Below are 25916 nucleotides of genomic sequence, written 5' to 3'. Positions count from 1 at the left end.
ATATTGTACCAGGCGGTAATTTTGCTTTGTTAATTTTGTGTTAAAGGGTGTTTTTTAGGTCTAAAAAAAACGTCATCCTAATGATAAATAGAATGACGCTTGTGATATTTTCTTAGATCTAACTTTTAATTTACAACCAATACAAAATAGTTCTTTTTACCACGTTGTAATAAAACAAACTTGTTGTTAATTAGGTCTTTGCTGGTAATAATGTAATCTTCTTTTACTTTTTCTTTATTTACAGAAATAGAGTTTTGTTTTAGTTCTCTACGTGCAGCACCATTAGAATCTAAAAACTGAGTTTTAGCTGCCAATGCGCCAATCATATCCAAACCTTCTTCAATATCTGCAGCAGTAATTTCTGCTTGTGGTACACCTTCAAAAACATCTAAAAATGTTTTCTCGTTTAGTGTTTTTAAATCATCAGAAGTAGATTTTCCAAATAAGATGTTACTAGCTTTTATGGCGTTGTCTAAATCTTCTTTAGAGTGTACACTTATTGTAATTTCTTCGGCTAATTTTTTCTGTAAAGCACGCATATGTGGTGCTTCTTTATGTTCTGTAATTAAGGTGTCTATCTCTTCTTTAGTTAAAAAAGTAAAGATTTTTATAAATTTTTCTGCATCTTCATCAGATGTATTTAACCAGTATTGGTAAAATTTATAAGGAGATGTACGTTCTGCATCTAGCCAAATGTTACCACCTTCGGTTTTTCCAAATTTAGTGCCATCTGCTTTTGTAATTAATGGGCAAGTAAGTGCATAGCCTTTACCGCCACCAATTCTACGTATCATTTCTGTACCAGTAGTAATGTTTCCCCATTGGTCACTACCACCCATTTGTAATGTACAGCTGTGTTCTTTAAACAAGTGATAAAAATCGTACCCTTGCACCAATTGGTATGTAAACTCTGTAAAAGACATTCCTTCTTTGGCTTCAGAAGTTAAACGCTTTTTTACAGAATCTTTAGCCATCATATAGTTAACGGTAATGTGTTTACCTACATCACGTATAAAATCCAGAAAAGAGAAATCTTTCATCCAGTCGTAATTGTTAACTAAAATAGCTGCATTTTCTGCATCACTATTAAAGTCTAAAAAACGAGATAATTGATTTTTTATAGCGTTTTGGTTGTGTCTAAGTGTTTTTTCATCTAACAAATTACGCTCAGCAGATTTTCCAGAAGGATCTCCAATCATTCCGGTTGCACCACCAATAAGCGCATAAGGTTTGTGACCCGCTAATTGAAAATGACGTAACATCATTACACTAACCAAGTGGCCAATATGTAAAGAGTCTGCAGTAGGGTCTATACCCACATACGCAGCACGCATTTGTTCTAGTAAGTGTTCCTCTGTTTCGGGCATGACATCGTGTATCATTCCCCTCCATTTTAATTCTGCGACAAAGTTAGAAGCCATTGTGTTTTGTTTTTTGTAATAATAGATGCAAATATAAAAGAAATAGAGAGCTTAGGCAGTAGTCTATAGTAAATTAAATTCCTAAATTTGAACTATGATATTGGTAACAGGAGGCACAGGATTGGTAGGTGCGCATCTTTTATTGCAGCTACTAAAAAAAGAAGAAGCTGTAACGGCTATACATAGGGAGACTAGCGACTTAAAACAGGTTAAAAAAGTATTTTCTTATTATGTAGATAATGCAGGTGAGTTGTACGCAAAAATTAACTGGATTGTTGCAGATATAACTGATGTACCTTCTTTAGAAAATGCCTTTATTGGTATAACACACGTATACCATTGTGCAGCATTAATTTCTTTTGATCCTAACGATTATTTTAAGTTAAGACGAACAAATGCAACGGGTACAGCTAATATTGTAAATCTATGTTTGGCTTTAAATATAGAAAAATTGGCATATATAAGTTCTATTGCTACAATGGGTAAAAATGAAGCCTCGCCAAATGTTACGGAAGAAACAGAGTGGAATGATGCTAATGTAAATGTGTATGCGCTTACCAAGTATGCGGCAGAAATGGAAGTTTGGCGCGGTACACAAGAGGGCTTAGATGCTGTTATTGTAAATCCGGGTGTAATTTTAGGCCCAGGTTATTGGGACTCGGGTAGTGGTCAGTTTTTTAGTAAAACAGCAAAGGGGTTAACGTATTACCCTCCAAATGGTACTGGCTTTGTAAGTGTTAGTGATGTAGTAGATGCTTGCATTGATTTAATGAATTCTTCTATAAAAAACGAACGCTATATTGTTGTTGCTAAAAACGCAACGTTTAAAGAGGTGTTGGGTAAAATTGCTTCATTTCTGGGGAAATCTGCACCACACAAAGAACTTAAAATATGGCAACTACATATTTTATATAGATTAGATTGGCTGGCGCATTTAATAACTAGAAGAGGAAGAAAACTCTCTAAAATGCAAGTAAACGGATTAAAGAGTCAGGATATTTATGATAATAAAAAAATTACTAAAGCATTAGATTTTACTTATACTGATATAGATAACGTTTTAAAGTTTACTTCTGAGGTGCTTTTAAAGGAGCAGTCTTAGGTTTCTTTTTTTCTTTGCTTTTAGCAATACTATCTGCTTTTAAAAGATTTTTACTCTCGAATTGTTTTTTAATGGTGTCTAATTTGCTTTGTACTTCTTTATATAGGCCTTCGTAGCCAATTGGGTCAGCAGCATAATATGTGTTACTGTCTGCAAATTGCACACTGTCTATCTTATATTTTGTAAAAATATATGGCATTGTTCTTACGTTGTTCTCTACCAGTACATTTGAATTTGTTTGTTTAGCGGCATTTATAATAGCTAAATCATACAAAATATCAACCATTTTAGATTCAGGAATAAGATTCTCTGGCTCTTCTATTGTTTTTTCTGCACAAGAAGCTATAGTTGCAATCACTAAAAATAAACTAAAAAATCTTTTCATTTTTTTTATGTATTGATGCGTAAGCTGTTTAATTATCTATTAAACGTTAATCTATGTGCGTTTCTTTTTTCTGATACTTCATCATTTGCGTAAGCCAAATGACCATTTACAAATGTATGAGAAATTTTAGATTTAAACGTGTAGTCTTCAAACGGAGACCAACCACATTTGTATAAAATGTTAGACTTACTTACTTGCCAAGAGTTGTTTGTATCTACAATAACTAAATCTGCAAAATACCCTTCTTTTATATATCCTCTTTTTTCAATCTGAAATAGAATGGCTGGGTTGTGACACATTTTTTCTACCATACGTTCTATTGTAATAGTGCCATCTAAAACTTTTTCTAGCATAGCTGGTAAAACGTGCTGTACTAATGGTCCGCCCGATGGAGCTTTAGTGTAAACGTTATCTTTTTCTTCAAAAGTATGTGGTGCGTGGTCTGTAGCAATAACATCTATACGGTCGTCTAAAAGAGCATCCCAAAGCATAGATCTGTCTTCTGCAGTTTTAACCGCAGGGTTCCACTTTATAAGAGTGCCCTTTTCTTTGTAATCTTCATCAGAAAACCATAGGTGATGCACACAAACCTCTGCTGTAATTTTTTTATCTTTTAACGGAATATCGTTTCTAAAAAGGCTTGTTTCTTTTCCTGTGGATAAGTGAAAAACGTGTAGTCTAGCATCTGTTTTCTTAGCCAAGGCAATTGCCTTAGAAGAAGATAAATAACACGCCTCTGTACTTCTTATAATTGGGTGGTATTCTATAGGGATATCGTCTCCAAATTTTTCTTGGTACATAGCCATATTTCGGCGTATGGTAGTTTCATCTTCACAATGTGTAGATATTACCATTTCTGTATTTCTAAAAATTTTCTCTATAACCTCTTCGTTATCAACTAGCATATTCCCCGTAGAAGAACCTAAAAATAGTTTAACACCAGAACAGGCATTTTTGTCTAGTTTTTTTAGTTCCTCTAAGTTGTCATTAGTACCGCCAAATAAAAACGAATAGTTGGCATAAGAGCTATCTTTAGCTACAGCAAATTTTTCTTCTAACTTTTCTATTGTTGTAGTCTGCGGATTTGTATTTGGTTGCTCCATAAACGTAGTAACACCACCAGCAATGGCAGCTCTACTTTCTGTAGCAATATTACCTTTGTGGGTAAGGCCAGGTTCTCTAAAATGCACTTGGTCATCTATAACGCCAGGCAATACGTAATTGCCTTTAGCATCTATGATCGTAGCTGTAGAATCACTAATAGAACTACTTATTTTTTCAATATAATTACCGTTCAACAATATGTCGCACATTGTAATTGTACCTTCGTTTACAACTTTAGCGTTTTTTATTAGTGTCTTTTTCATTTTAAAATTTGTTTTTTTGAAACAAGCTTATGTATTTCATTTTTATCACTCCAAAAACAGCTTCTCCAATAATTGAGGAACTCATTTTAGATTTTCCGCGAACCCTATCTGTAAAAACAATAGGAACTTCTTTTATCTTAAAACCTTTAAGGTGGGCTCTAAATTTCATTTCTATTTGAAAAGCATAACCTATAAAACGAACTGTGTCTAGGCTAAGGTTTTCTAATACTTTTCTTTTGTAACATATAAAACCAGCTGTTGGGTCGTCTACATGCATACCGGTTATCATTTTTACGTAGAATGATGCTCCGTACGAAAGTAATATTCTAAACAGAGGCCAATTTACTACATTAATTCCCTTTACATATCTAGAGCCAATAGATAAATCGGCACCGTTAACACAGGCATTGTATAGATTAATTAAATCTTTAGGAGGATGAGAAAAATCTGCATCCATTTCAAAAATATAGTCGTATTTTTTTGCAATTGCCCATTTAAAACCGTGAATATATGCTGTGCCTAAACCAGCCTTTTCTTTACGTACTTCTAAAAATAATTTTTCAGGAAATTGCTCTTGTAGTTCTAGTACTTTTTGCGAAGTGCCGTCAGGTGAGTTATCATCTACAATTAGAACATGAAATTCTTTTTCTAATGCAAAAACAGCATTAATAATAGCCTCTATATTTTCTATCTCATTAAAAGTAGGAATTATAACTAAGCTATCTGTCATTCTTTTTTTAGTCTTGAATGCACAAAAGTACTATTTAAATTTAAGTCATAAAACCTAAAGAACGTTTTATGATTTATTTACAATAGTATTGCATCTTTTTTATTGTTTACCACGTATTAATTAATAAAGTTGGTCTAAGTATTAATTTGTAGTTTTGTAGCGCTTATAAGTATACAGAAGAGAGATGGAGTCTATTGCCAGAGTTTTTAATAATATAGATTGGATAACTGCCATATTCGTGGTTAGTCTTTTTGTGTTGGTTTTAAGCAAAACTTTTTTTTATAATAAGTTTATAAATTTTGTTGTGTTGCCATTTAATAACAAGTACATTTTTTTACATAGTAAAAAGCACATCTTGTTTAACTGGTTTAATGCGTTGTGGAGTGTTTTTCTATGGCTAAATGTAGCATTATTTCTTTATTATCTCTTAACAATATTTAACCTTGGAGAGAAACTTACACCTGTAAATTACCTTTTTATTTTTGGAGTTATAAGCTTATTTGTTATTGTAAAGTTATTATTACAGTTTATAAATGGTTCTATTTTTAATGCGGAAACTGCTATTGTTCATATCGTTTTCAATAAGATTTCTTATCAAAACTACAGTGGTTTAGTACTGTTTTTGGCTAATATTTTTCTTACATATATAACACCTAATTCTGAGCTAGTTGCTTATTTGGCGCTGGTTTTGTTTATCGTTGTAATGTGTATTGGCTGGGTTAATCTACTAAGAATTCATCGAAAATTCATAACAATCAATTTTTTCTATTTTATTTTGTACCTTTGCGCACTCGAAATTTCACCTTTTGTGATAATAGGTAGTTACCTAAAATATTGATGTCTATGAAGATAAAAACGATTTTGGTTTCTCAACCAGAACCTAAAATGGAGAACTCTCCCTATTCAAGACTTATTGAAAAGGAGAAGTTAAAAGTAGATTTTAGACCGTTTATACATGTAGAAGGAGTTGATGCAAAAACAGTGCGTCAGCAAAAAATAGATCTAAACAATTTTACAGCTATAGTGCTTACAAGTAGAAATTCTGTAGATCACTTTTTTAGAATTGCAGAAGAAATGCGTTTTAAAGTGCCAGATTCTATGAAGTACTTTTGCCAGTCAGAGGCAGTAGCTTACTATCTTCAGAAATATGTAGTTTACCGTAAGCGTAAAATATATGTTGGTAAAAGAATGTTTGCAGATTTAGTTCCTTTATTAAAAAAGTATAAAACAGAAAAGTTTCTTTTGCCTTCTTCAGATGTTTTAAAACCAATAGTTCCTGAAACGTTAGATGGACTTGGTTTAGACTGGAAAAGAGCAATTTTTTATAAAACTGTTATTAGTGATTTGTCTGACTTAAGAGATGTGTATTATGATATACTTGTTTTCTTTAGTCCGTCTGGTATAGAGTCTTTATTAAAGAACTTTCCAGATTTTGAGCAGAATGAAACTAGAATTGCTGTTTACGGAAACACAACAGTAAATGCAGCTACAGAAGCAGGTTTGCGTATAGATATTCTTGCGCCAACTCCAGAAACGCCATCTATGACAATGGCATTACAGAAGTATATTACTACTGCAAATAAAAAGTAAAAAGCAATGCTGCCTTGTGTAGCTAGTCTTGTATAAAATTATAAAAACCAGAGAAGCTCGCTTCTCTGGTTTTTTGTTTTTCCGTTAATAACTCTTCCTTAAAAGCCTTTATAAAGCAATAAGTTTTTGGTATTTTTATACACTGCTTTTTTAAGACCATAAACATTACACTATGTACTTAATTTTTGATACCGAAACTACCGGATTACCTAAGCGTTGGGATGTTCCTTATACAGACACAGACAACTGGCCTAGGTGTATCCAAATCGCATGGCAATTGCATGACGATATGGGTAACGTTATTGAACATCAAGATTACCTAGTTAAACCAGACGGATTTAATATCCCTTATGATGCTGAAAAAATTCACGGTATTTCTACTGCTTTGGCAGAACAAGACGGTATACCATTAGCAGAGGTTTTAGAAAAGTTTAATGAGGCGTTAGGAAAAACAAAATTTGTAGTAGGGCAAAATGTTGGGTTTGACCTTAACATAATGGGAGCCGAGTTTCATCGTCTTCAAGTAGATAACCAATTACAAGAATTACCTGTTTTAGATACGTGTACAGAGCATACAGCAACTCTATGTCAGATTCCAGGTGGTCGTGGAGGTAAATTTAAGTTGCCAACCTTAACAGAGTTACATCAGTTTTTATTTGGAGAACCTTTTGGAGAAGCACATAACGCAACTGCCGATGTAGAGGCAACCACGCGTTGTTTTTTAGAGCTTGTTCGTAAGCAACAGTATACTGTAGAACAGTTAGATGTTCAAGAAGATTATTTTAAAAACTTCTCAGAGGCAAATCCTAAGCCAATTGAACTTATTGGTTTAAAACACATCAACCTAAAAAAGGCTTCTAAAAAAATAGCAGATGCACTTTGGGCAAAAGATACTGGTGGTGTTAGTCAAGAAGAAATAAAAGAAAATTTAGCTACGTTAGAGTCGGCTCAGTTTTCGCATTTACACAACCACACGCAGTTTTCTATATTACAATCTACTATTAGTATTCCTGCTTTAATACAGGCAGCAGTTAAATATAATATGCCAGCTGTTGCAATGACAGATCATGCAAACATGATGGGAGCTTTCCATTTTGTTAACGGTGTTCTTAATCATAACAAAGGTGTAAAAACACGTAATGACGCTAATGAAATACGTTTTGAGGCTACTAAGGAGAATCGTTTAGAAGAAGGAGAAGAACCTTTGCATGAATTTGTTCCAGAACAGGAAATAACACCAATAATTGGGTGCGAGTTTCAGGTGTGTGAAGATCATACAAATAAATCTCAAAAAGATAACGGATACCAGGTAGTACTGCTTGCTAAAAATAAAAACGGTTACCATAACTTGGCAAAAATGTCATCTATTGCCTTTGTAGATGGTAAGTATTATGTACCGCGTATAGATAAAAAAGTAATAGAGCAGTACAAAGAAGATATTATAGTACTTACGGGTAACTTGTATGGTGAGGTGCCAAACTTAGTACTTAACGTAGGTGAAAAACAAGCAGAGGAAGCTTTACTTTGGTGGAAAGAGCAATTTGGAGATGATCTTTACATAGAGATTATGCGTCACGGTCAGGAAGATGAAGATCGTGTAAACCAGGTGTTACTTCAGTTTGCTAAAAAACACAGTGTTAAGTTGGTGGCAACTAACAACACATATTACGTAGATAAAGAAAATGCACATGCACATGATATATTACTCTGTGTAAAAGATGGTGAAAAACAAGCTACACCAATAGGTCGTGGGCGTGGTTACCGTTATGGTTTGCCAAATCAAGAATATTACTTTAAGTCTCCTGATGAAATGAAGGAACTTTTTAAAGATATTCCTGAAGCCATAACAAACATACAAGAGGTTGTAGATAAAATAGAAACGTTTACGCTTGCGCGTGATGTATTGTTACCTGCTTTTGATATTCCAGAAGAATTTGTTTTTGAGGAAGATAAGGTTGATAATGGTAAGCGAGGTGAGAATAAATTTTTAAGACACCTAACGTATGAAGGTGCTAAAAAGAGATATGGTGAAATTACACCAGAGATTGATGAGCGTTTAGACTTTGAGCTTAAAGTAATTGAAAAAACGGGTTATCCAGGGTATTTCCTAATTGTTGAAGATTTTATTAGGGCTGCCAGAGCAATGGATGTATCTGTAGGGCCAGGGCGTGGTTCTGCTGCGGGTTCTGCCGTTGCTTATTGTTTATGGATTACCAATTTGGATCCTATTAAGTACGATTTACTTTTTGAGCGTTTCCTAAATCCAGATCGTGTATCTATGCCAGATATTGATATAGATTTTGATGATGAAGGTCGTGGGCGTGTAATGGACTATGTAATTGATAAGTATGGTGCCAACCAAGTGGCGCAAATTATTACCTACGGTACCATGGCAGCAAAATCTTCTATTAGAGATACTGCACGTGCGCTAGATTTACCGTTGGGAGATGCAGACCGTATGGCAAAGCTTATACCCAACATGTCTAAGCTTAAAAAAATTATAGGAATAGATGAGAAGATTCTAAAAAGTAAATTTAATAGCGAAGAGCTTGCTAAGATAAATGAACTAATAGAAATCTCTGAAGGAGACGATTTAGAGTCCGAAACTCTAAACCAAGCATATATATTAGAAGGTTCTGTACGTAACACAGGTATACACGCCTGTGGTGTAATTATTACGCCAGACGATATTACAAAGTTCGTTCCTGTTGCCTTGGCAAAGGACTCGGAAATGTACTGTACCCAGTTTGATAACTCTGTTGTAGAGGATGCGGGCTTATTAAAAATGGATTTCTTGGGGTTAAAAACATTAACCTTAATTAAAGACACCGTAAAAATTGTAAAAGCAAAACACGGTGTAGAGTTAGATCCAGAGAATTTTCCGTTAGATGATGTAAAAACATACGAGCTTTTTCAGCGAGGAGAAACAGTTGGGGTTTTCCAATATGAATCTCCTGGGATGCAAAAACACATGCGGTCGCTAAAACCAACAGTATTCGCAGATTTAATTGCCATGAATGCCTTGTATCGTCCTGGGCCAATGGAATATATTCCAAGTTTTATTGCTCGTAAACACGGTACCGAAGAAATTATTTATGACCTTGAAGCAAATGAAGAATACTTAGCAGAAACATACGGAATTACAGTATACCAAGAGCAGGTAATGCTTTTGTCTCAGAAGCTAGCAGACTTTACAAAGGGTGAAGCCGATGTCTTGCGTAAGGCAATGGGTAAAAAGCAAAAGCACGTTCTAGATAAGATGAAGCCTAAGTTTATAGAACAGGCTTCGGCAAAAGGACATGCGGTAGATAGATTAGAGAAAATTTGGAAAGATTGGGAAGCCTTTGCAGCTTATGCCTTTAACAAATCTCACTCTACTTGTTATGCTTGGATTGCATACCAAACTGCATATTGTAAAGCACATTACCCGGCAGAATATATGGCTGCGGTACTGTCTAATAATATGAACGATATTAAAACGGTTACCTTTTTTATGGAAGAGTGTAAGCGTATGGGCTTAGAAGTTTTAGGTCCAGATGTAAACGAATCTTACTACAAGTTTGCGGTAAACGATGCCGGCGCTGTACGTTTTGGTATGGGTGCTGTAAAAGGTGTTGGTCGTGGCGCAGTAGAAACTATTGTAGAAAATAGAAAAGAAAACGGACCTTATAAATCTGTTTTTGATTTGGCAAAACGAATAGACCTACGTGCAGCAAATAAAAGAGCTTTTGAGAACTTAACTTTAGCGGGTGGTTTCGATTCTTTTGGAGATTCGCACAGAGCACAATATTTACACGATGAAGGAGACGGAATTACGTTTTTAGAAAAGGTGATGAGGTATGGTGCTAAGTATCAGGAAAGTCAAAACTCATCTCAAGTAAGTCTTTTTGGCGAAGCTAGTGATGTACAAATACCAGAGCCAGTTGTACCACCTTGTGAAGAGTGGGGAACAATGGAAAAATTGCGCAAAGAGAAAGAAGTGGTTGGTATTTATATTTCTGGTCACCCGTTAGACGATTTTAAATCAGAGATAAAATCGTTTTGTAACTCTGGTTTATCTGCAGTACACCATATGGAGCAGTATGTAAATAAAGAGTTATCTATTGCAGGGGTAATTACAGACGTGCAACATAGAGTGTCTAAAAATGGCAAGGGTTGGGCAATGTTTTCTATGGAAGACTATACAGATTCTTACGACTTCAGAATTTTTGGAGAAGAGTACTTAAAGTTTCGTCACTTTTTAATGATTAGCTCTTTTGTGTATGTAAAAATTTATATTAGAGAAGGGTGGACAAATAAAGATACGGGTAAAAAAGGAGACCCTAGACTACAGTTTAATAGCTTTATGTTGCTGCAAGATGTTATGGAGAATTATGCGAAAAAACTAACCATAAAACTAAATATAGATACCCTTAAAGAGGAAGATGTGCATAACTTAAAGCGAACACTTACTTCTGATGAAATAGAGGGAAAACACCCTTTAAAGTTTGAAGTTTATGAAATGGCAGAACAAATAAAAGTAGATTTAGCTAGTCGTAAGCAAAAAATAAATATAACCACTAAATTACTGGCAGAGTTAGAGGCGCAGGATATTATTTTTAAGTTGAATTAAAAATAGTATTTCTTGTAATAACTAAAGTTAAAAACAAGCTTTAAACAGCTTGTTTTTAACTTTAGTTTAGATACTTTTCTTTACGAGGCTTAGTATTTTTAAACTCTGATAAATTAATAGTGTAAAGGCTTGTTGCCGCTTTAGATTTATAGTTAAAGTATTTAGAGCCCCCAAGTATATATAACTTACCATTTAAATAATGCATATTAGCATATTTTAAAGGGATGTCTATTTTGTATTCTTTTAAAAGTTTTGTTTTGGTATTGTAAGTAAGTATTTTTTTTGAATCAAAAATATAGATGATGTTATTGTTAGATGCTAGAGCAGGCCTTTCAATTCCATCAAATAAGTTCCCTTGAGCTTTCCATTCTGCGGTTTCTAAATCGTACGCTTCAATATCTTTTAATGGTCCATTATGAAAACCACCAACTAAAAAAACTTTATTATTTACCAATACGCCATTGGTCTCTTTGCCCTTTAGCATTTTTGTTAATTGATACCAGTGGCCAGTACTGGTATTAAATAAGTAAGAGTTGTTACGATACAATTTTTTTCCGTTGTCTAATACCTTGGTAGAACCACCCATAATAATTATGTTATTTTTATAGGTTACAGCTGCAAAATTAACTGCTTGGTGCGGGTATGCATCATCAATAATAATAGCATTTGTAGTTGTATTAAAAACTTCAATTTTATTATTTAAATACTCTCTTTTTTTGTTTAGAGATATTGTTTTTCCTCCAAAAACATATAAACCCTCATTTACAGCAACTGTTTTATGGTAAGCTTTTTTATTCAGTTTTTGTTTTGAGACTTCCCAAGAGTTGTCTTTAAAATTATAAACCTGTATTTTATTACTGTAACTTACCCAAGAGCCATTAATTCGTAAATTGTTAATTAACTCTCCCATTGTTTCAGAGTTGTCTATAGCTCTTTTTTCATTTTCTTCAATAAAAGATAAATCTCCTGCGGTAACATATAGTTTATTGTTAATAATTGAAGACCCAAAGTTTGATACACCAAATGGCATTTCTGCCAATATTTGAAAACTAATATTTTTTTTTAATTTTTTGTTAGATGAAACAACAACCTCTTTTAATTTTTCTGCATTAGACTCTAAGTAAACAATATAATTTACATCTTTAATAGATTGCACTGTAGTAACTAAGGTTTTATACCCAAGACTAGAAAACTTTATTTTTGTTAATGGCGATAAACCAGAGGTATTCTTTAATTTAAAAATACCTCTTGCGTTGGTAAATGTGCCGTTACTGGTGTTAACGACAGAAATACTTGCGTTTTCAACTGGTTTATTGGTTTCTTTATTTAAAACAGTTCCTTTAATGGTTTGTGCAGTACTCGCTAAGGTTGTAAAAAAAATAAGTAGAGCCAAAATCATATTGTTACTTATTTTGGCACTTGAAGTTTGTGTGTTTTTTATAGACATTTTAGTTTCTTCTTGTCAATACTAAAAATAAAGTATCTAATGTGTTTCGTTTTTTCATTTACGTAAATATTTAATTTAATAATTCCAATATAGCAATTTATAAGAATCTACGCACGCAGTTGTGGCTGTATTAATTTTTGTTGAACTATTTAAATAGTATTTTTACTACTGGTTTCTTTTAAAATTTAGTTTTTAACATTTGTAGTAATATTAAGTTTAACAGGTTCTATTAAATCTGCTGTTGCTTCATGATTAGCAAATTTTGAATGGAACACAGCTGTAGATTTATATTCACCTACTGGTAAATCTTTTATCACTACCACGTTTATATCAGCACTTTCTTTAGGAGCAAGACCAATTGAAGTAAAATTTCTTCTTGCTGTAATAAAATCTATGTCAGAAGTAGGTATTTTATTTTCATAGGTAGTTGCCAAATTAAATTTTAAGATATGATTCCCAACATTTTTCCATGTAGTAATAGCTCTAAAAGAAGTTGAACTTGATGTTGTTGTTATGTCTGACGTAGTAATATCTGTATTTTCTATTTCCACAGGGTTTTTTACATCAACAAATACATTTACCCATTTTATAGTATTATTTACATCATCTCTTAATACAATAATAAATCTTTTTGGGTAAGCAAAATCAAAACTAGTTTCTGTAGTAGGGTATGCTGTATTTACATCTGTAATAGCAATAGAGGAGTCTTGTGTATAAAAGACTTCTTCGGCATCAAATGTTGCTGTTGGTGTTAAATTAGAAAAATCTGTGCCAGTAGGTACAAATAAATAAATTGTTTGGCTGTTTACATCATCTACTCGTTTTTCAATGGTGACATCGTTAGTTAATTGCGAATTTTTACTTGCTTCAAACTTAAAATCTGTTACTGTAAGGGTAGGTGGTGTTTGTATTACTTCTTGTTTAATATTTACAGTGTAATGTAACAATTCTTCTGATTCATCTAACACATTTACTACAGTGTATATGTGACTTTGTGTTTCATAATTTAGTGATGAGGTGTTACCAGGTAAAACATTAAATTTACTTAAGTTCAATTCATTTGAGGTAAAGGTAGCAGCAATTTTACTCAAAGAAACGTTGTTTGGTACTACAATATTAATTTCACCATATACTGTTTCTTTATTATCTATAATAGTAGGTTGTATTATATCTGTTGAAATTGGTGTAATACCAAATAATGGAAAATCGAATAATTTAGCATCTTCAATTTTAATTATATCTTCATTAGGTTCAGTATTGTTATTGTCACTCTTATTGCAGCCTAAAAAAGTTGTAATAATTACAGTAAAAATTAAAATAGTAGTTATGCTTTTTTTTATCATTTTTTTAGTTTAAATAATTGCTAAATATTTTGTTAGCAGTTGGTTGTGTATTAATTTGTTTTGATTTTTGATTAAATTATAAAGATTACGGTTAAGCATAAATTTTATTGTTTATACTTAACTGTAATCTAGTTTTATATCACCTTCTTTATCATTAGAACTCATACCAGAAGAATATGACAAAAAAGGTTAGTGTTAAAAGTATATCAGCTAATATTTGTAGCTTTTTTGTTGATTTTTTTTAAGATTACAATGTATTACTTTATAAGAATACACAGACTTATTTCTACTTGTTTTAGTTTTTATTTAACTATTTAAATAGTATTTTTTTACTAATAGTTTCTTTTCCTAATTTTCCTTTAAGAATAAAAATTCCTTTTAAACCATTAGAATTCCATTGCAATTCATTTTCTCCTGTAACTGTTTTATGAGTTACGTTTTTAATATGTTGTCCGTTTAAATCATACAAATCTAGTATAAGAGTTTTAGGCTTTTCTGTATTGTATTTAAATGTTAAAGTCCCATTTGTTGACGGATTTGGGTATACTACTAGAGGATCTAATACGGTAGTTTGTGCAAAAGATCTTGAGGCGCTTTTTTGATTGGCAGTTATGTTTATAGTAAATGTTTTGCTTTGTGCACCATCATAATCTCCAATTTTAATAAAACTTGGAGAAAAATTATAGTTAGGATGTTCAAAAAACAGCGCTCTATTGTCATTTGGTCTTGCCGGAAAAGAATAAAATAAATGCCATTTTGCTCTTACTCCATTATATGCTACATTTTTTACTTTTTGCCACTGGCCGTTTACAAGTTCTGCTAAGTATACATTTACATCTCTTATGTGTTTTGATGTGTTGCTGGGATCTGTAAATTTACCTCTTACCTCATTAAAAGTATTTACCTCATTAATTTGTGGTATGGTTCCGTTACCATTAGATAAACTATAATAATCTACAGCTATAGAAGGTCTATGTCCAAATTGAAACCAAGCAGTTACCGCTTTTTTATTTACATCTTTGTTGGCATCTTTAGATTTATTCTTGTCTGCATTATATGTTGGTGCATCTCCTGCAAAATGGTTTACGGTTAGTATTGTTTTGTGGTCTACACCTCTGTCAGCTTTAAATTTATTTGTATCCCATAATTGTGATACTTGGCTTGCTTGATAAGGGTTTTGTACAGTATGTGAAAACTCATATCTATAAAGGTTGCTGTTGTAGTTTGTCTCGGTAAAAAGAACTAGTCTTTTATTTTTAGTAACCATTTCTTGAATAGTAGGGTAGGTGTCCGAGCCAGAATTTACAGGTCTACTAGCGCTAACAAAAGTACTGTGGTTATATATATAGTTAGATATATTTTTGTAACCCGTTCTTCTGCCGTAAAAAATATCATCTAAACCACTTATTCCTAAATTAGCTCCAGTTTGTATGTGAAGTGTTATTATATCCAATGGATGATTTCTTAACCATTCTTCCATTATATTGTTAAAATCTTTAGCATCCATCATACACATATTAGGAGACCCATGTTTTAGTCTTAATTCTCCGTTTACTCTATGTATATCTACCATAAAACTTCTAACGCCACTTTGTAATTGAGCGTTAATTCCTTTGCTTTGGTTTCTTCCTCCTAAGCAACCAAAAAAACCTTGAGGAGCATCAGTATCATTATTGTTAGCATTGTGAGTAATAAGCCAAGAAACTTCATCGTATCTTCTTTGCTTATTTAGGTGATTGGCATCTTGTGCAAAAACAAATTGCAGGTTGCCTAAAACAATAATTAAAGTTATTGCTTTTAGTGTAAGTAGGTTTTTCATTTTAAAATTTGGTTTAAGTTATTAATAACTGTTACCAAAGGTAGAAGTAGAAAATGATTAGCAGATTAACTAATGGTTATTAGTGAATTAACAATTAGTATCTTACTTTTTAAGTTTTAATTGCTTGTAAATTAAATATCAATGAAACAATTAATTAAATGCGTTATTTGTACCCGTCTTTATGTTTCTTTTAATTAATTTGTTAATTCTTCTTTTGTTTTCTTGTTGTAGTAAAGAGGGGTATAAATTCATTAAAATATTAACTACCATTATTGCTAGTCCAACTAAATAACTTTTTGTGACGCTCGTATATATTGCGAAAAAAGTAACAAATATAAAGCCGATTAAATGACTAATTTCGGATAATGTCATTTCATTTCTTATCTCCGTTAAATCTGTTTTTTTATTTTCCACTTTTATTTTTTGATTGAAAAACTTAAAGAAAGTATTTTTTACAATCCACTTAAAATAATTAAGTCCGATGTATTTGTTAAAGGCTTTATTACTGATAAAATTAAGGTTAGATATTTTCTTATAAAATTTAGTTTTGGCAAGAATTGAATTAACAATCATTCCTATAATCCAAGAAATAAAGGATGTAGAAATACCAAGTATTAGTCCTGAAATTAAATATTTAAGAGTCATTTAGTTTAATTGTGGTAAGTGTTTTTATTAAAAGTGTTGAACTTTCAATTTAGATCTTTTTTAGTGGTTTTCAAATTATATTTAATAGCATTAAAAACCCCACACATTTTAGATAAAATATGTAGGGTTTAAAATATTTTTTCAATTCTTAGAAAGAGAAAATTAGTTTTTATAATCTTTCATATCAGAATCTACTAAAAAGTCTTTAATTCTGTACATTTTATTTATAATAGTACTGTTCTGTGAAACTGTTATCTCATCTTTTAATGGTTCAGTTACTTTATAGTGAATATTACCGTGTGGTATAACAACGTCTGTATAGACTTTAAAGTTTCCCGTGTATTTGTCTCCTGCTATTTCTACTTCTACAGGTTCTGGTAGCTTACTTGGAGTGTTAGGGCTAATTGAGTACTCTACAGCACACTCAATATATGTAGAGTTTGTACAGTTTATAAATGAAACTCCATTAATATCTATTTCTACCTCTTTGCCATCTGCTCCTTTAAATTTTTGCTTACCACTTGTGCCATCAGGAACTCTTTTTAATTCGCCAGGTGCTATATCGTATTTTTTTCCATCAATTTCAACCGAAATTGGTTCATCTGTTGGGTTGTCTAACCAAAGAAGTTCTCCTCCCGAACCACAAGAAGTAAATAAAAGGCTAATAAATACTGTGAATACTAGAATCTGTTTTTTCATAATTTTTTTTATATATAACTGTTAACTTTTGTTTTTTTTAATTATTGTTATCGTCCCGTATAAGAATAGGTTTCATTTAGCATCTAATTTATCAAGTAGATACAGTCGTAGTCTAATCTGCGGTAATTGCGTTTATACATAGTATTTTTTATCCCGCTACTTCGATTTTTTTAAATTTATAAGTGCAATTGGTTTCTATGTTATACGCCAATATAATTGATTGTTCAGAGGCGTGTATAACTTCGCCATCTTCATAAACCAACGAACAATTATTTATTTGAATGCTGAAGGTATTAGTATTTATATCAAAAATTAAAAATAATTCATCTTCACAATCGTCCTTAGCTATGTAATCTAAATCCCAATTTCTATGAAGTTTATAGGTTTTAGAATAAGCATCATCTTCAGACTTCACTAATTCAGCTATATTTATATTTTTCACAAAATCTTTGAGCTCTTTTTTAAATACACTGTAGGCACCTAAATAATTAAGAGCACCGTATTCAAATTCTAATGCTATTTTTTCTGCAATAGCTTCTCTACAGTCTAAATATTCTCCATAATAGTATTCTGGATAATTATCTTCTTCAAATTCTTTACCTATGTTATCTAAATAGTAGTAAAGTTGTTGATTAAATAAATCAGGAGTTATTACTTTTGTGTTATGAACTCCTCTTTTGGTGGTAGTATTAAAATTTTCTGGGTCTGAAATAGTTGATGCATTTGTAGTTACCTCGTAACTGCCTTTTATTAAGTCATATTTTTTAGCTGTATGTCCATACATAATTCGGTTGGATGAAGTATAAGTGGTTAATTGAAGATTTTTAATTTTTGGATTATACTTTAAATCAAAACTATATATAAAATGTCCAGAACCTTCATTAAGAATTTCCATTGTCAATATATCACCTTTTAACTCTATGTGTGGATGTGCACCATCAAATTCATCACCGCTTATTAATACTATTTTTTGATAATTTGATTTTGTGCTTAAATAAATTAAAATTAATTCACTGCTACCATCTTTATTTTTTACTGACTGAATAGTGTCTGCTATACCATCTTTATCAATATCACCTGTAACCTTAGCTATAGCTTCATATCCTTTAGGTATGTCAAAAGGCATTAGGTTGGCTTCGGCAATCTTAAAGGTTTCAATGTTCTTTTTTTCAATGGAATCTAAAACTATTTCTGCATCTTTATTGGGTTTATACCAATCTTTTTTCTGGAAGTAATTATTTAAAACAGAGTCTTTAAAAACATAACCTTTTTTTGCAAATATTTGGTTTCTTAAAAAACGTAGTTCTTCGTAGGTTTTGCCTTTTAATTCTTCTGGGGTATAAACTTTCTCAGATGATACTACATCCGTATTGTGGATTATGGAATTAACCTTTTTTTTATTTTCACAAGAAACTAAAAGAGAGAATATAAAATATATAATTAAAGTTTTTTTCATATTGTAGTTAAAGGTTCAGTCTATGTAAAGTTGCACTTAATGTAAACTTTTACTTTTTGGGTTTAGTACCAGTCAAATTTCTAATACTCCAAATATTAGAATTATTTAAACCTAATGTTACCACGAACCTATATTCGTTAGTTTTTAATCAATATTCAACATCAAAAAAAAGTTGGTTTATTTATAGATCTTCCTCCGTTTTGTAGAGCTAATTACTGTGAGCGGTTAGTATAAGAAACGTAGGGCAGTTGATAAGTGCTTTTGTTTCAATTTATTACTTAGTCAAATATAAAACCTTGGATTAAGACCCAGCCGTATTAATTATGGTTCTTCTTATAAGCCGTTTTTCTACGTTTTTATTTAGTTCAATAATTCATTTAACCCTTCTTTATCAAATAAAATTCGCCCTACTTTAATATCAGACCAACCCTTTTTTAGTTTGTAGGTAAATGTTGGTTTATCCTTTATAAGTTCGCAGTCTATGTAATAATTTGATATTTGGTCATTAGAAACATTTTTCAATTCTTGAATGTGAGTTGATATAAAGAAAAATGAACTTTTAAATTTACTCAGGCCATTTATTGTTGTTTTGCAAATCTCAAATGCATCTTCCACATTTGTACCGCTAAATAGCTCATCAAAAATAGCAAAACATTGTTTTCCATTTGAAGCCTTTTGAACAACACTTTTTAGATTCATAACTTCTGTCATAAAATGACTGTAACCATTTAATATATCATCACGTCTATTGATCTCTATTGAAAAGTTGTTACAAAACGGAATCTCTCCAAAAGACGCAGGTATTCCTATTCCTAAATGGCCAAAATATATGCAAAGTCCAATTGCTTTTAGAAAAGTTGATTTGCCAGACATATTTGGCCCGTTTAATAAAATTACATTACTCTGGGTCTCAAAATCGTTCTTTACAGGTTTATTAATTAAAGGATGATAAAAGTTTTTTAATTTAATGTGCTTCTTGTCAAAGTTTGGAAATGTGAAATTGTTTTTTTGAATCCCTAAATTGATGGATAAATAAGCCTCAAATAGAAATAAATTCTCCCAAAAAGGAATAATTTTACCTGTATCTTTAAGAGTGTTAATTTTCTCTGTTAGCTCTATAACGTCATTGTCCTTTAATCTTTTTTCTCGGATAATATACTCGTATTTAGAAAGTTCAAAATCTGATAAAAATTTTAAAATTGCTCTTATTTTTGAAGCATATTCTTCTGGGAACTGATTTAATTTTATCCTTGTAAAGTATCTTGACTCTAACCGATAAAAGAATAATACTAGTTGATTGAACTTACTTATATACCGATTTTTTTCTTGTTTAGAAGCAAATAATTTATACTTCAGTTTTTTTTGAGATAAATCCTCAATTTTTTCATCCTTTAAAAAATAATGAACTTCATTTAAATATAAAACGGTATATGAATAGTCTTTAAGAATTTGATTGTTGGCAATAAACCCTTTTAAAATATTCTGGCGTGCAACAATTTCGGTTATCGAGTCTAAAGGCGTTTTTAAAATATCAATAATTTTTTCCTTCGCGTACCTATTTAAAGAATAGTTAAATATTGGCAAGAGCTCTTTTTCGATCTTTAAGTCCTTCAGATTATTCATTCTAATTTTTAGCGAGATGTTTTCTTAAATGCCTAATTGTCTTGTGTATAAAATGTAGCGTGTAAAAAGATACTACATTTTTGGTTTATCACAGAGCCATTTTTATGTTTTCATTTTTTAGCCATATTAAATGACTTTTATTTTACTGTAGAATTACATGTTATTTGATATGTTTCCTTACCAACATAAAGAAACCAATAACAATAAGTATAACAGAAACATAATTCCGAATAATGTATAAGAGAGGGCTTCTTAAATCTAAAAAGACATTAAGGAAAATACACACAACAAATAATCCAAGACCAGTATTTAATAAAATGCTAGATAACGAACGCTTTGTTTTTACTAGTAAGTCTAAAGACAAGCCCCAAATAATAAGAACCATAATAAAATGAAATTTGGACATAATGAGTTTTACTTAACTAGAATTCGTTTTGCAATGAATGATAACGTGTTTGTATCAGATTAGTTGCGTGTTTTAAGCACCTAATTTAGTAAATAAAAACTAGATAAAATTTCAACGCTTCGAGATTTGTAAATAGGCTAGAACCAAGCAATAAATTATATACGGCTTAAGTTTTATTAAATTCTTATACTAAACAGAAAGAATAAAAGAAAGAGTTAATGTTACTATCTAAGGTATAGCTTTAGACTTCTACAACATTTATAATTGACTCTCCTTGCTACTAAGAATCAGGTTCAGCTCTGTTAGACCTAGATCGCAATTTTATATTGTTATGTTGCCATAGGTTTTACAAAACTAAGTTCCAGTCTATATTCCAATATCCAGAAATTTTTGGAAAATGTGTTTTTAATTTGTTTGATTCGCTTCTCTTTATTAAGAAATAATTTGAATTGTAATATGAGTCAATATCATTTTCTTTTTGAATAACCAGAGTAATTAATACAATAAAATCTTTATTAGACCATTTGTAAATCTCAGATTCATTTGCTTTAATTATCTCGGGGCTACCGTATTCTGTTTCTAATGCTTTTATCAATTCCTTAAAATTATTTTTATCGTCTTTGTATGAAAATGATACTGCTCTCAAGGATTGAAATTCATTTTCATTATTGGAGATCATATTTAATTGTTCAAATTTTATATTTCCAAAAGTTGCTAATGTGTCTTTAGTTTGCATTCCTTGCATTTCATAAAGCAATAAATATTCATTATCCTTAATATGTAAAGTGTCTATACTCTCAACACTTTTATAATTTTTTAATAATTCATTTGAATACGCTTCGTCTATTTTACCTTGACTGTATAATTCTAAAGATTTTTTATGTGTTTCTATTTGTTCTTTATAAAAGTAATGTACATCAATTTTTAAAGGGAATTTTTTTAAGTCTATCTTATTTTTTCCTAATTCTATGTTTTGAGAACAGGAAAATAGAAAACTAAAAAGTATACATAATAAAAGTATTTTTCTCATTTTTTAATTTATTACAGCGGTTTTTATAAGATTATTAAGGTATTAAAATACAATTGCTTATCTGATTAAGCTCGTAGCCAAAACTTAAACATAGAATCTTTGATTGTTAAAGTACTAACAGCAGAATTAATTATGGGTATTGTTTTATGTCTTAGGCCTTTTGTTATTAACTTTTAGGCACATTGGTTAAAATAAGCATATTGCTCGCCATCCCAGTATATTAGTCCACAACCACATGCTGTTCTCAAAAAAATTGATGAAGTTTCTAAAATTAATTCTCCATTTTCTCCATTTCCAGAATATTCTTCTAATCCAGGTTTATTAATTTTTTCTTTGTTAATATTCCAACTTTCAACCGAATTATCAGAGCAAATTGTTCCTCTGTTTTTTATTCCTTTTCCAGCTGAAATTATAAAGGCTTCGTTAGTATTTCCATGGATTATTAACCATCCTTTTTTTTTAGTTTCTATATGTTTAATTGAATATATAATATCCAAGTATCCATCACCGTTAAAATCATCTTCAAGAGAAACCGTCTTTAATTTACTATTAATCTCATAATTAAAATTATACTTTAGTCTAATAAGCGAATCTGACTCAAAATAGTCCTGCGGAATTTCATCCGGGTTGTTTTTATTTTTAGAATCCACATTTAATATTCTCACAATGTTTGTAGAATCTATAACTCTTTCGGCTATTGTAATTGTGTCGTAAACTATTTCTGTATTAATAACTTTTATTGTGTCATAAACAATCTCTCTTTGAGTAGTTGTCTTTTTGTTGTTAAAAGAACAAGAGTAGAAGATTGTAATTAGTACTACTATAAGTAATTTCCTCATTTTTTTAGTTCACTTGATTATTAAAACTAACCCTTTTTCATTTTAAAAGTAGCACGTAAATAAGATGCTTATTCTTTTATAAACACAGTGCCAAATTTCTAATACTCCAAATATTAGAATTATTTAAACCCAATGTTACCACGAACCTATATTCGTTAGTTTTTAATTTATATTCAATATCAAAAAAAATTGGTTTATTTATAGACCTTCTTCCGTTTTGTAAAGCTAATTACAGCTAACGTTTAAACTATGGCAAGTAGGGTAGGCAAAGAAACTTTTAGTTTGCTTTTCTTTTTTTAGTTCTAAAGCGAAATCCCAAAGATTTCGCGATATTATAAATGTACACAGACCTTAGATTGTAACCCTAAAGTCCGCATTACGTTTAGGCTTTGTTAGCAAGTGTTTTATAAATCGTTGTAATTATTAATTAAGTTGAAATAGAAATAAGCCATTTCTTTTGATTCTATATCACAAACACTATACATTAAAATATCATTTTTTTGTATTTTTTCTTTTTTAAGAATAGCATAATTACTGTTGCCAAAACCACTATTTTCTTTTCTTTTTAATATAACAGATGAACTATTTTTAAATTCGACTTTAATAAAATTGTTTGCCGAACTTGAGCTCAAAAAGTATATAAATTGGTTTATTCTTAGGTAGTCCAAAGTATTAAAATCAATAAACTTATGATTTGGTAGTGTATTTACTTGGGTCCATGTTTTTTTACTTTCTTCTGCCATTTTGATAGCCGAAAAGAATGTTGGACGGTTTTTGTTCGTAATATGTGTAGGTGAATCTACTTTTAAAGTATCAATGGAAGATATTAATTTATTAAAAGATTTTTTTATTGTATCTAACTCTAAATTAGAAAGAGATTGTTTATAAGTAACCCAATTAGTTGAGTGGTTTTCTTTATTTTTTCTAAATAAATTTTTAGCCATTCTCAATCTAGTAATAGATAGGTCAAGTATGTTTTTTTCTGAATTTTTGGCAAAAAAGTTTTCATTTATTTTATAATAAATAACATATGTTTTTTTGTCTTTTAAATATTTATAGTGTAAAACCGAAATGTTATTTCTACTGTTTTTAAAAATAATACTTTCATTATCTGAGTAATATATTTTTTTATAAGCAGCCTTATCTAAAGTTTTAAATTTTTCAATTGTAAGGGCAGTAGAATCATTATTTTTTACGAAATACAAACTTCCTTCGGAATAATTATTTCCTTTGTATTCAATATGATTTCTTAAATTATATTTGTTGCAATTTGAAGATTTTGGATCTATATCCAAATCACCGAATAAATAACTAAAACTAGATTCAAGATCAACTTTTATAGAATATTGAAATGGAAGTGAAATTTGATGATTTTCAAAATTAGCTTGGTTATATAAAGAGTCAAGGTTAATTTCTCTATAGATGTTATCTAAAGCTAATTTTTTTTCAAAATCAAGTGTATCTGTCAATATTTCGGTGGAAATATTTGATGTTTTTTCTTGTTTAATTACAGTTTCTTTTTGAGCGTAATTTTTATTCTTACAACTAGAGAATATAATAAAAGAGAGAATTAGTATTAATTTCATATTGTTTTTAAAGTTTGCTAATTAGTTAGTAAACTGAATTATTAGCGTTTATATTACGTAAATTGGGCTGTCTTATTTAATTAGTGTAACTTTTTGTAAATATTTAGAATAATGTACCAATAGCTATGATAGCTCTAATTAGTATCATTATAATAATTGTGATTATTATTATATTCTTATATATTTTAACATTACTCTTTTTACCTATGCCTTTAGATTTTTGTATTAGCCACCCATTAGGCAAGTTAATTTGTTTTAGTTGTTCTATAACTTGATTAATTTCTGCTTTACCTCTAATAACTTGTATAGGTAAAGGGTCTTTTAAAATAAGATCGTGATTACCTATTTGTTGAAAAAAAGTGTATTCAGAATTTTTGTAGATACGTGAGTTAAGCCCAATAAAAGGTTTAAGCTTTTTTATGGTGTCTTTATTAACTGCATGTACAGGATCTTCAGAATAGCTATTGTAAAAATCGTTTTCAAGTATAATGATTTTTTCTTCTGAAACAGGATTTAAAATACCATCTTCCAATGCTTTTTTGTAATCACCTATTATAACAGTAAATTCTGCAACAAGAACATTTTCTATAACAACTTTTTGAAGTTTAAATTCTATAGTAATATAAATATTATTTCCTGTTGCAATATATAAATTGTCTTTAGTGATTAATGTATAATTTAATTTGTTTGCCTGTTTACTAAATTCATTGATATATTTTCTAGTGGCTTTCTTCATCAGTATTCTTCTACTACATAGGTTTTAATAGTAGTTTCTTTATATTTTGTATTATGAATGGCTTCACTACTAACATTTTTATTCTTATCATATTCATAGTTTACAACTGTTATTTTAGCGCCATCTTTATCAAAAAAATGGTGTTCTATTAATAAATTATTTTTGTAAACTTTAGTTTCTTTATTTTCGAATACATTATTAATATATGTACTTAATTCAGTACAATTATTTAATTTATCATAGGTGTAAATATCTGTAGTTGGTTTTCCATCATATATAGCACTATTAGATTGATGCGTTTTTACTAGCAAATTATCTTTATATGTATAATCAACGGTATAACTATCGTTTTTTACATTTTCTTTGTAACATTCTCTTTTTAGGCGCGTAACATTATTGTTATTGTCGTATTCGTAAAAATGTTCACAATACGATTTGAAGGTGTAGTTGTCGTGTTTTGAATATACAATGTTGTTGTTTTTATCCATTTTTTGTGTAAAAGATTCTGTCAGCTTATCATCTTCATAAGCTTTCATCTCTATTACGTTATCTTTATAAACATACTTTTTAATGGTGGTATATCCGTAAGGTGGTAATTTGGTTTCAATTAAGGTTTCTACTTTTCCGTCTTTATAGGTGTATTTATAAGTAGTATTCAATTTACCACGACGATAGGTTTTTTCTAATAATAAAAATCCGTTTTCATTAAATTCTTTTTCCTCATAAATGATTGCAGTAGTATCGACATCCAATGTCTTCTCATATGTCGTTACTCGTTTTACATTACCCTTTAAGTTTAATTCTTCTAAATCTATTGTTATGTTCTTATCTATTTTAGTTCTTTGTGCGTACCCAATTGTGGTGGCTAAAATTAGTAGTATTAGTATTTTATTCATATGTAAAATTATAAGATAAACTCAGCCTTATTATTAATAGGTAGGTTTTCTGTTAAACACAAGAGTTTCAATTTTTTTAAAATATCATTTATTTTCGTTATTTATCTAATGAATGCCAACTTATTTCATAAAAAGTAATTTTAATGCTCTTTATTTTTTTGTTATAAAGTGTTTTCTTTTTCTC

Annotated in this window: 20 protein-coding genes; 4 read left to right on the top strand and 16 right to left on the bottom strand. The window is 30.4% G+C overall.

From position 1 onward, the window contains the following. Positions 1–125: 125 nt before the first annotated feature. The gene (gene tyrS / locus BT107_RS14130; protein WP_072304473.1) at positions 126–1421 is read right to left on the bottom strand and encodes a tyrosine--tRNA ligase; all 1296 of its coding nucleotides are present in this window, start codon (positions 1419–1421) and stop codon (positions 126–128) included. Between the two features lie 94 nt (positions 1422–1515). On the opposite strand from tyrS, the gene BT107_RS14125 reads away from it, so the two are divergent. Further along, entirely contained in the window at positions 1516–2523 is a 1008-nt protein-coding gene (locus tag BT107_RS14125) for an NAD-dependent epimerase/dehydratase family protein (protein WP_072304472.1), read from the top strand. On the opposite strand, the gene BT107_RS14120 is transcribed toward BT107_RS14125, so the two are convergent. The 3 genes from BT107_RS14120 to BT107_RS14110 are packed head-to-tail and all read right to left on the bottom strand — an operon-like array spanning position 2489 to position 5005. Next, entirely contained in the window at positions 2489–2908 is a 420-nt protein-coding gene (locus BT107_RS14120; RefSeq protein ID WP_072304471.1) for a DUF4296 domain-containing protein, read from the bottom strand. The two genes, BT107_RS14125 and BT107_RS14120, sit on opposite strands and share 35 nt — an antisense overlap. A gap of 32 nt (positions 2909–2940) precedes the next feature. Continuing rightward, entirely contained in the window at positions 2941–4275 is a 1335-nt protein-coding gene (locus BT107_RS14115; RefSeq protein WP_072304470.1) for a dihydroorotase, read from the bottom strand. Between the two features lies 1 nt (position 4276). Continuing rightward, complete coding sequence (locus BT107_RS14110; RefSeq protein ID WP_072304469.1) at positions 4277–5005, bottom strand: polyprenol monophosphomannose synthase; 729 nt, start codon at positions 5003–5005, stop codon at positions 4277–4279. Between the two features lie 184 nt (positions 5006–5189). On the opposite strand from BT107_RS14110, the gene BT107_RS14105 reads away from it, so the two are divergent. The 3 genes from BT107_RS14105 (at position 5190) to dnaE (ending at position 11207) form a co-directional block, all read left to right on the top strand. After that, positions 5190–5843, top strand: a complete 654-nt coding sequence (locus tag BT107_RS14105) for a DUF4271 domain-containing protein (RefSeq protein WP_072304468.1) — start codon at positions 5190–5192, stop codon at positions 5841–5843. Positions 5844–5848: 5 nt separating this feature from the next. Then, positions 5849–6595, top strand: coding sequence for a uroporphyrinogen-III synthase (locus BT107_RS14100; RefSeq protein ID WP_072304541.1), 747 nt, complete (start codon positions 5849–5851; stop codon positions 6593–6595). A 172-nt stretch (positions 6596–6767) separates the two neighbouring features. After that, entirely contained in the window at positions 6768–11207 is a 4440-nt protein-coding gene (gene dnaE / locus BT107_RS14095) for a DNA polymerase III subunit alpha (protein WP_072304467.1), read from the top strand. 61 nt (positions 11208–11268) lie between these two features. Here dnaE and BT107_RS14090 read toward each other — a convergent pair whose 3' ends face one another. The 12 genes from BT107_RS14090 to BT107_RS14035 form a co-directional block, all read right to left on the bottom strand. Beyond that, positions 11269–12600, bottom strand: coding sequence for a Kelch repeat-containing protein (locus tag BT107_RS14090; protein ID WP_170854744.1), 1332 nt, complete (start codon positions 12598–12600; stop codon positions 11269–11271). A 239-nt stretch (positions 12601–12839) separates the two neighbouring features. Then, on the bottom strand, positions 12840–13997 hold the full coding sequence (locus BT107_RS14085) for a hypothetical protein (RefSeq protein WP_072304465.1): 1158 nt from the start codon (positions 13995–13997) through the stop codon (positions 12840–12842). A gap of 310 nt (positions 13998–14307) precedes the next feature. Continuing rightward, positions 14308–15816 carry a phosphoinositide-specific phospholipase C-related protein gene (locus BT107_RS14080; protein WP_072304464.1) on the bottom strand — a complete coding sequence of 503 codons (1509 nt, stop codon included), beginning with the start codon at positions 15814–15816 and terminating at the stop codon, positions 14308–14310. 150 nt (positions 15817–15966) lie between these two features. Continuing rightward, the gene (locus BT107_RS14075) at positions 15967–16461 is read right to left on the bottom strand and encodes a glycosyl-4,4'-diaponeurosporenoate acyltransferase CrtO family protein (protein WP_072304463.1); all 495 of its coding nucleotides are present in this window, start codon (positions 16459–16461) and stop codon (positions 15967–15969) included. A gap of 162 nt (positions 16462–16623) precedes the next feature. After that, complete coding sequence (locus BT107_RS14070; protein WP_072304462.1) at positions 16624–17160, bottom strand: hypothetical protein; 537 nt, start codon at positions 17158–17160, stop codon at positions 16624–16626. 148 nt (positions 17161–17308) lie between these two features. Continuing rightward, entirely contained in the window at positions 17309–18616 is a 1308-nt protein-coding gene (locus tag BT107_RS14065) for a YARHG domain-containing protein (protein ID WP_072304460.1), read from the bottom strand. Positions 18617–18976: 360 nt separating this feature from the next. Beyond that, a complete protein-coding gene (locus BT107_RS14060) occupies positions 18977–20239 on the bottom strand; it encodes a MutS-related protein (protein WP_072304459.1) in 1263 nt (420 codons plus the stop codon). Between the two features lie 752 nt (positions 20240–20991). Then, positions 20992–21675: a hypothetical protein gene (locus BT107_RS14055; RefSeq protein ID WP_072304458.1), complete on the bottom strand. Its 684-nt coding sequence runs from the start codon at positions 21673–21675 to the stop codon at positions 20992–20994. A 173-nt stretch (positions 21676–21848) separates the two neighbouring features. Next, a complete protein-coding gene (locus tag BT107_RS14050) occupies positions 21849–22514 on the bottom strand; it encodes a hypothetical protein (protein ID WP_072304457.1) in 666 nt (221 codons plus the stop codon). A 404-nt stretch (positions 22515–22918) separates the two neighbouring features. Then, positions 22919–24100 carry a hypothetical protein gene (locus tag BT107_RS14045; protein ID WP_072304456.1) on the bottom strand — a complete coding sequence of 394 codons (1182 nt, stop codon included), beginning with the start codon at positions 24098–24100 and terminating at the stop codon, positions 22919–22921. 103 nt (positions 24101–24203) lie between these two features. Continuing rightward, on the bottom strand, positions 24204–24836 hold the full coding sequence (locus tag BT107_RS14040; protein ID WP_072304455.1) for a hypothetical protein: 633 nt from the start codon (positions 24834–24836) through the stop codon (positions 24204–24206). Further along, positions 24836–25732, bottom strand: a complete 897-nt coding sequence (locus BT107_RS14035) for a hypothetical protein (RefSeq protein WP_084639239.1) — start codon at positions 25730–25732, stop codon at positions 24836–24838. Before BT107_RS14035 ends, BT107_RS14040 begins: the two co-directional genes overlap by 1 nt. Between the last annotated feature and the right edge of the window lie 184 nt (positions 25733–25916).

Origin of the sequence: Cellulophaga fucicola (assembly GCF_900119145.1) — a bacterium.
In the GTDB taxonomy this organism is placed as follows: Bacteria; Bacteroidota; Bacteroidia; order Flavobacteriales; family Flavobacteriaceae; genus Cellulophaga; species Cellulophaga fucicola.
This window is presented reverse-complemented; position numbering and strand designations above follow the sequence as displayed.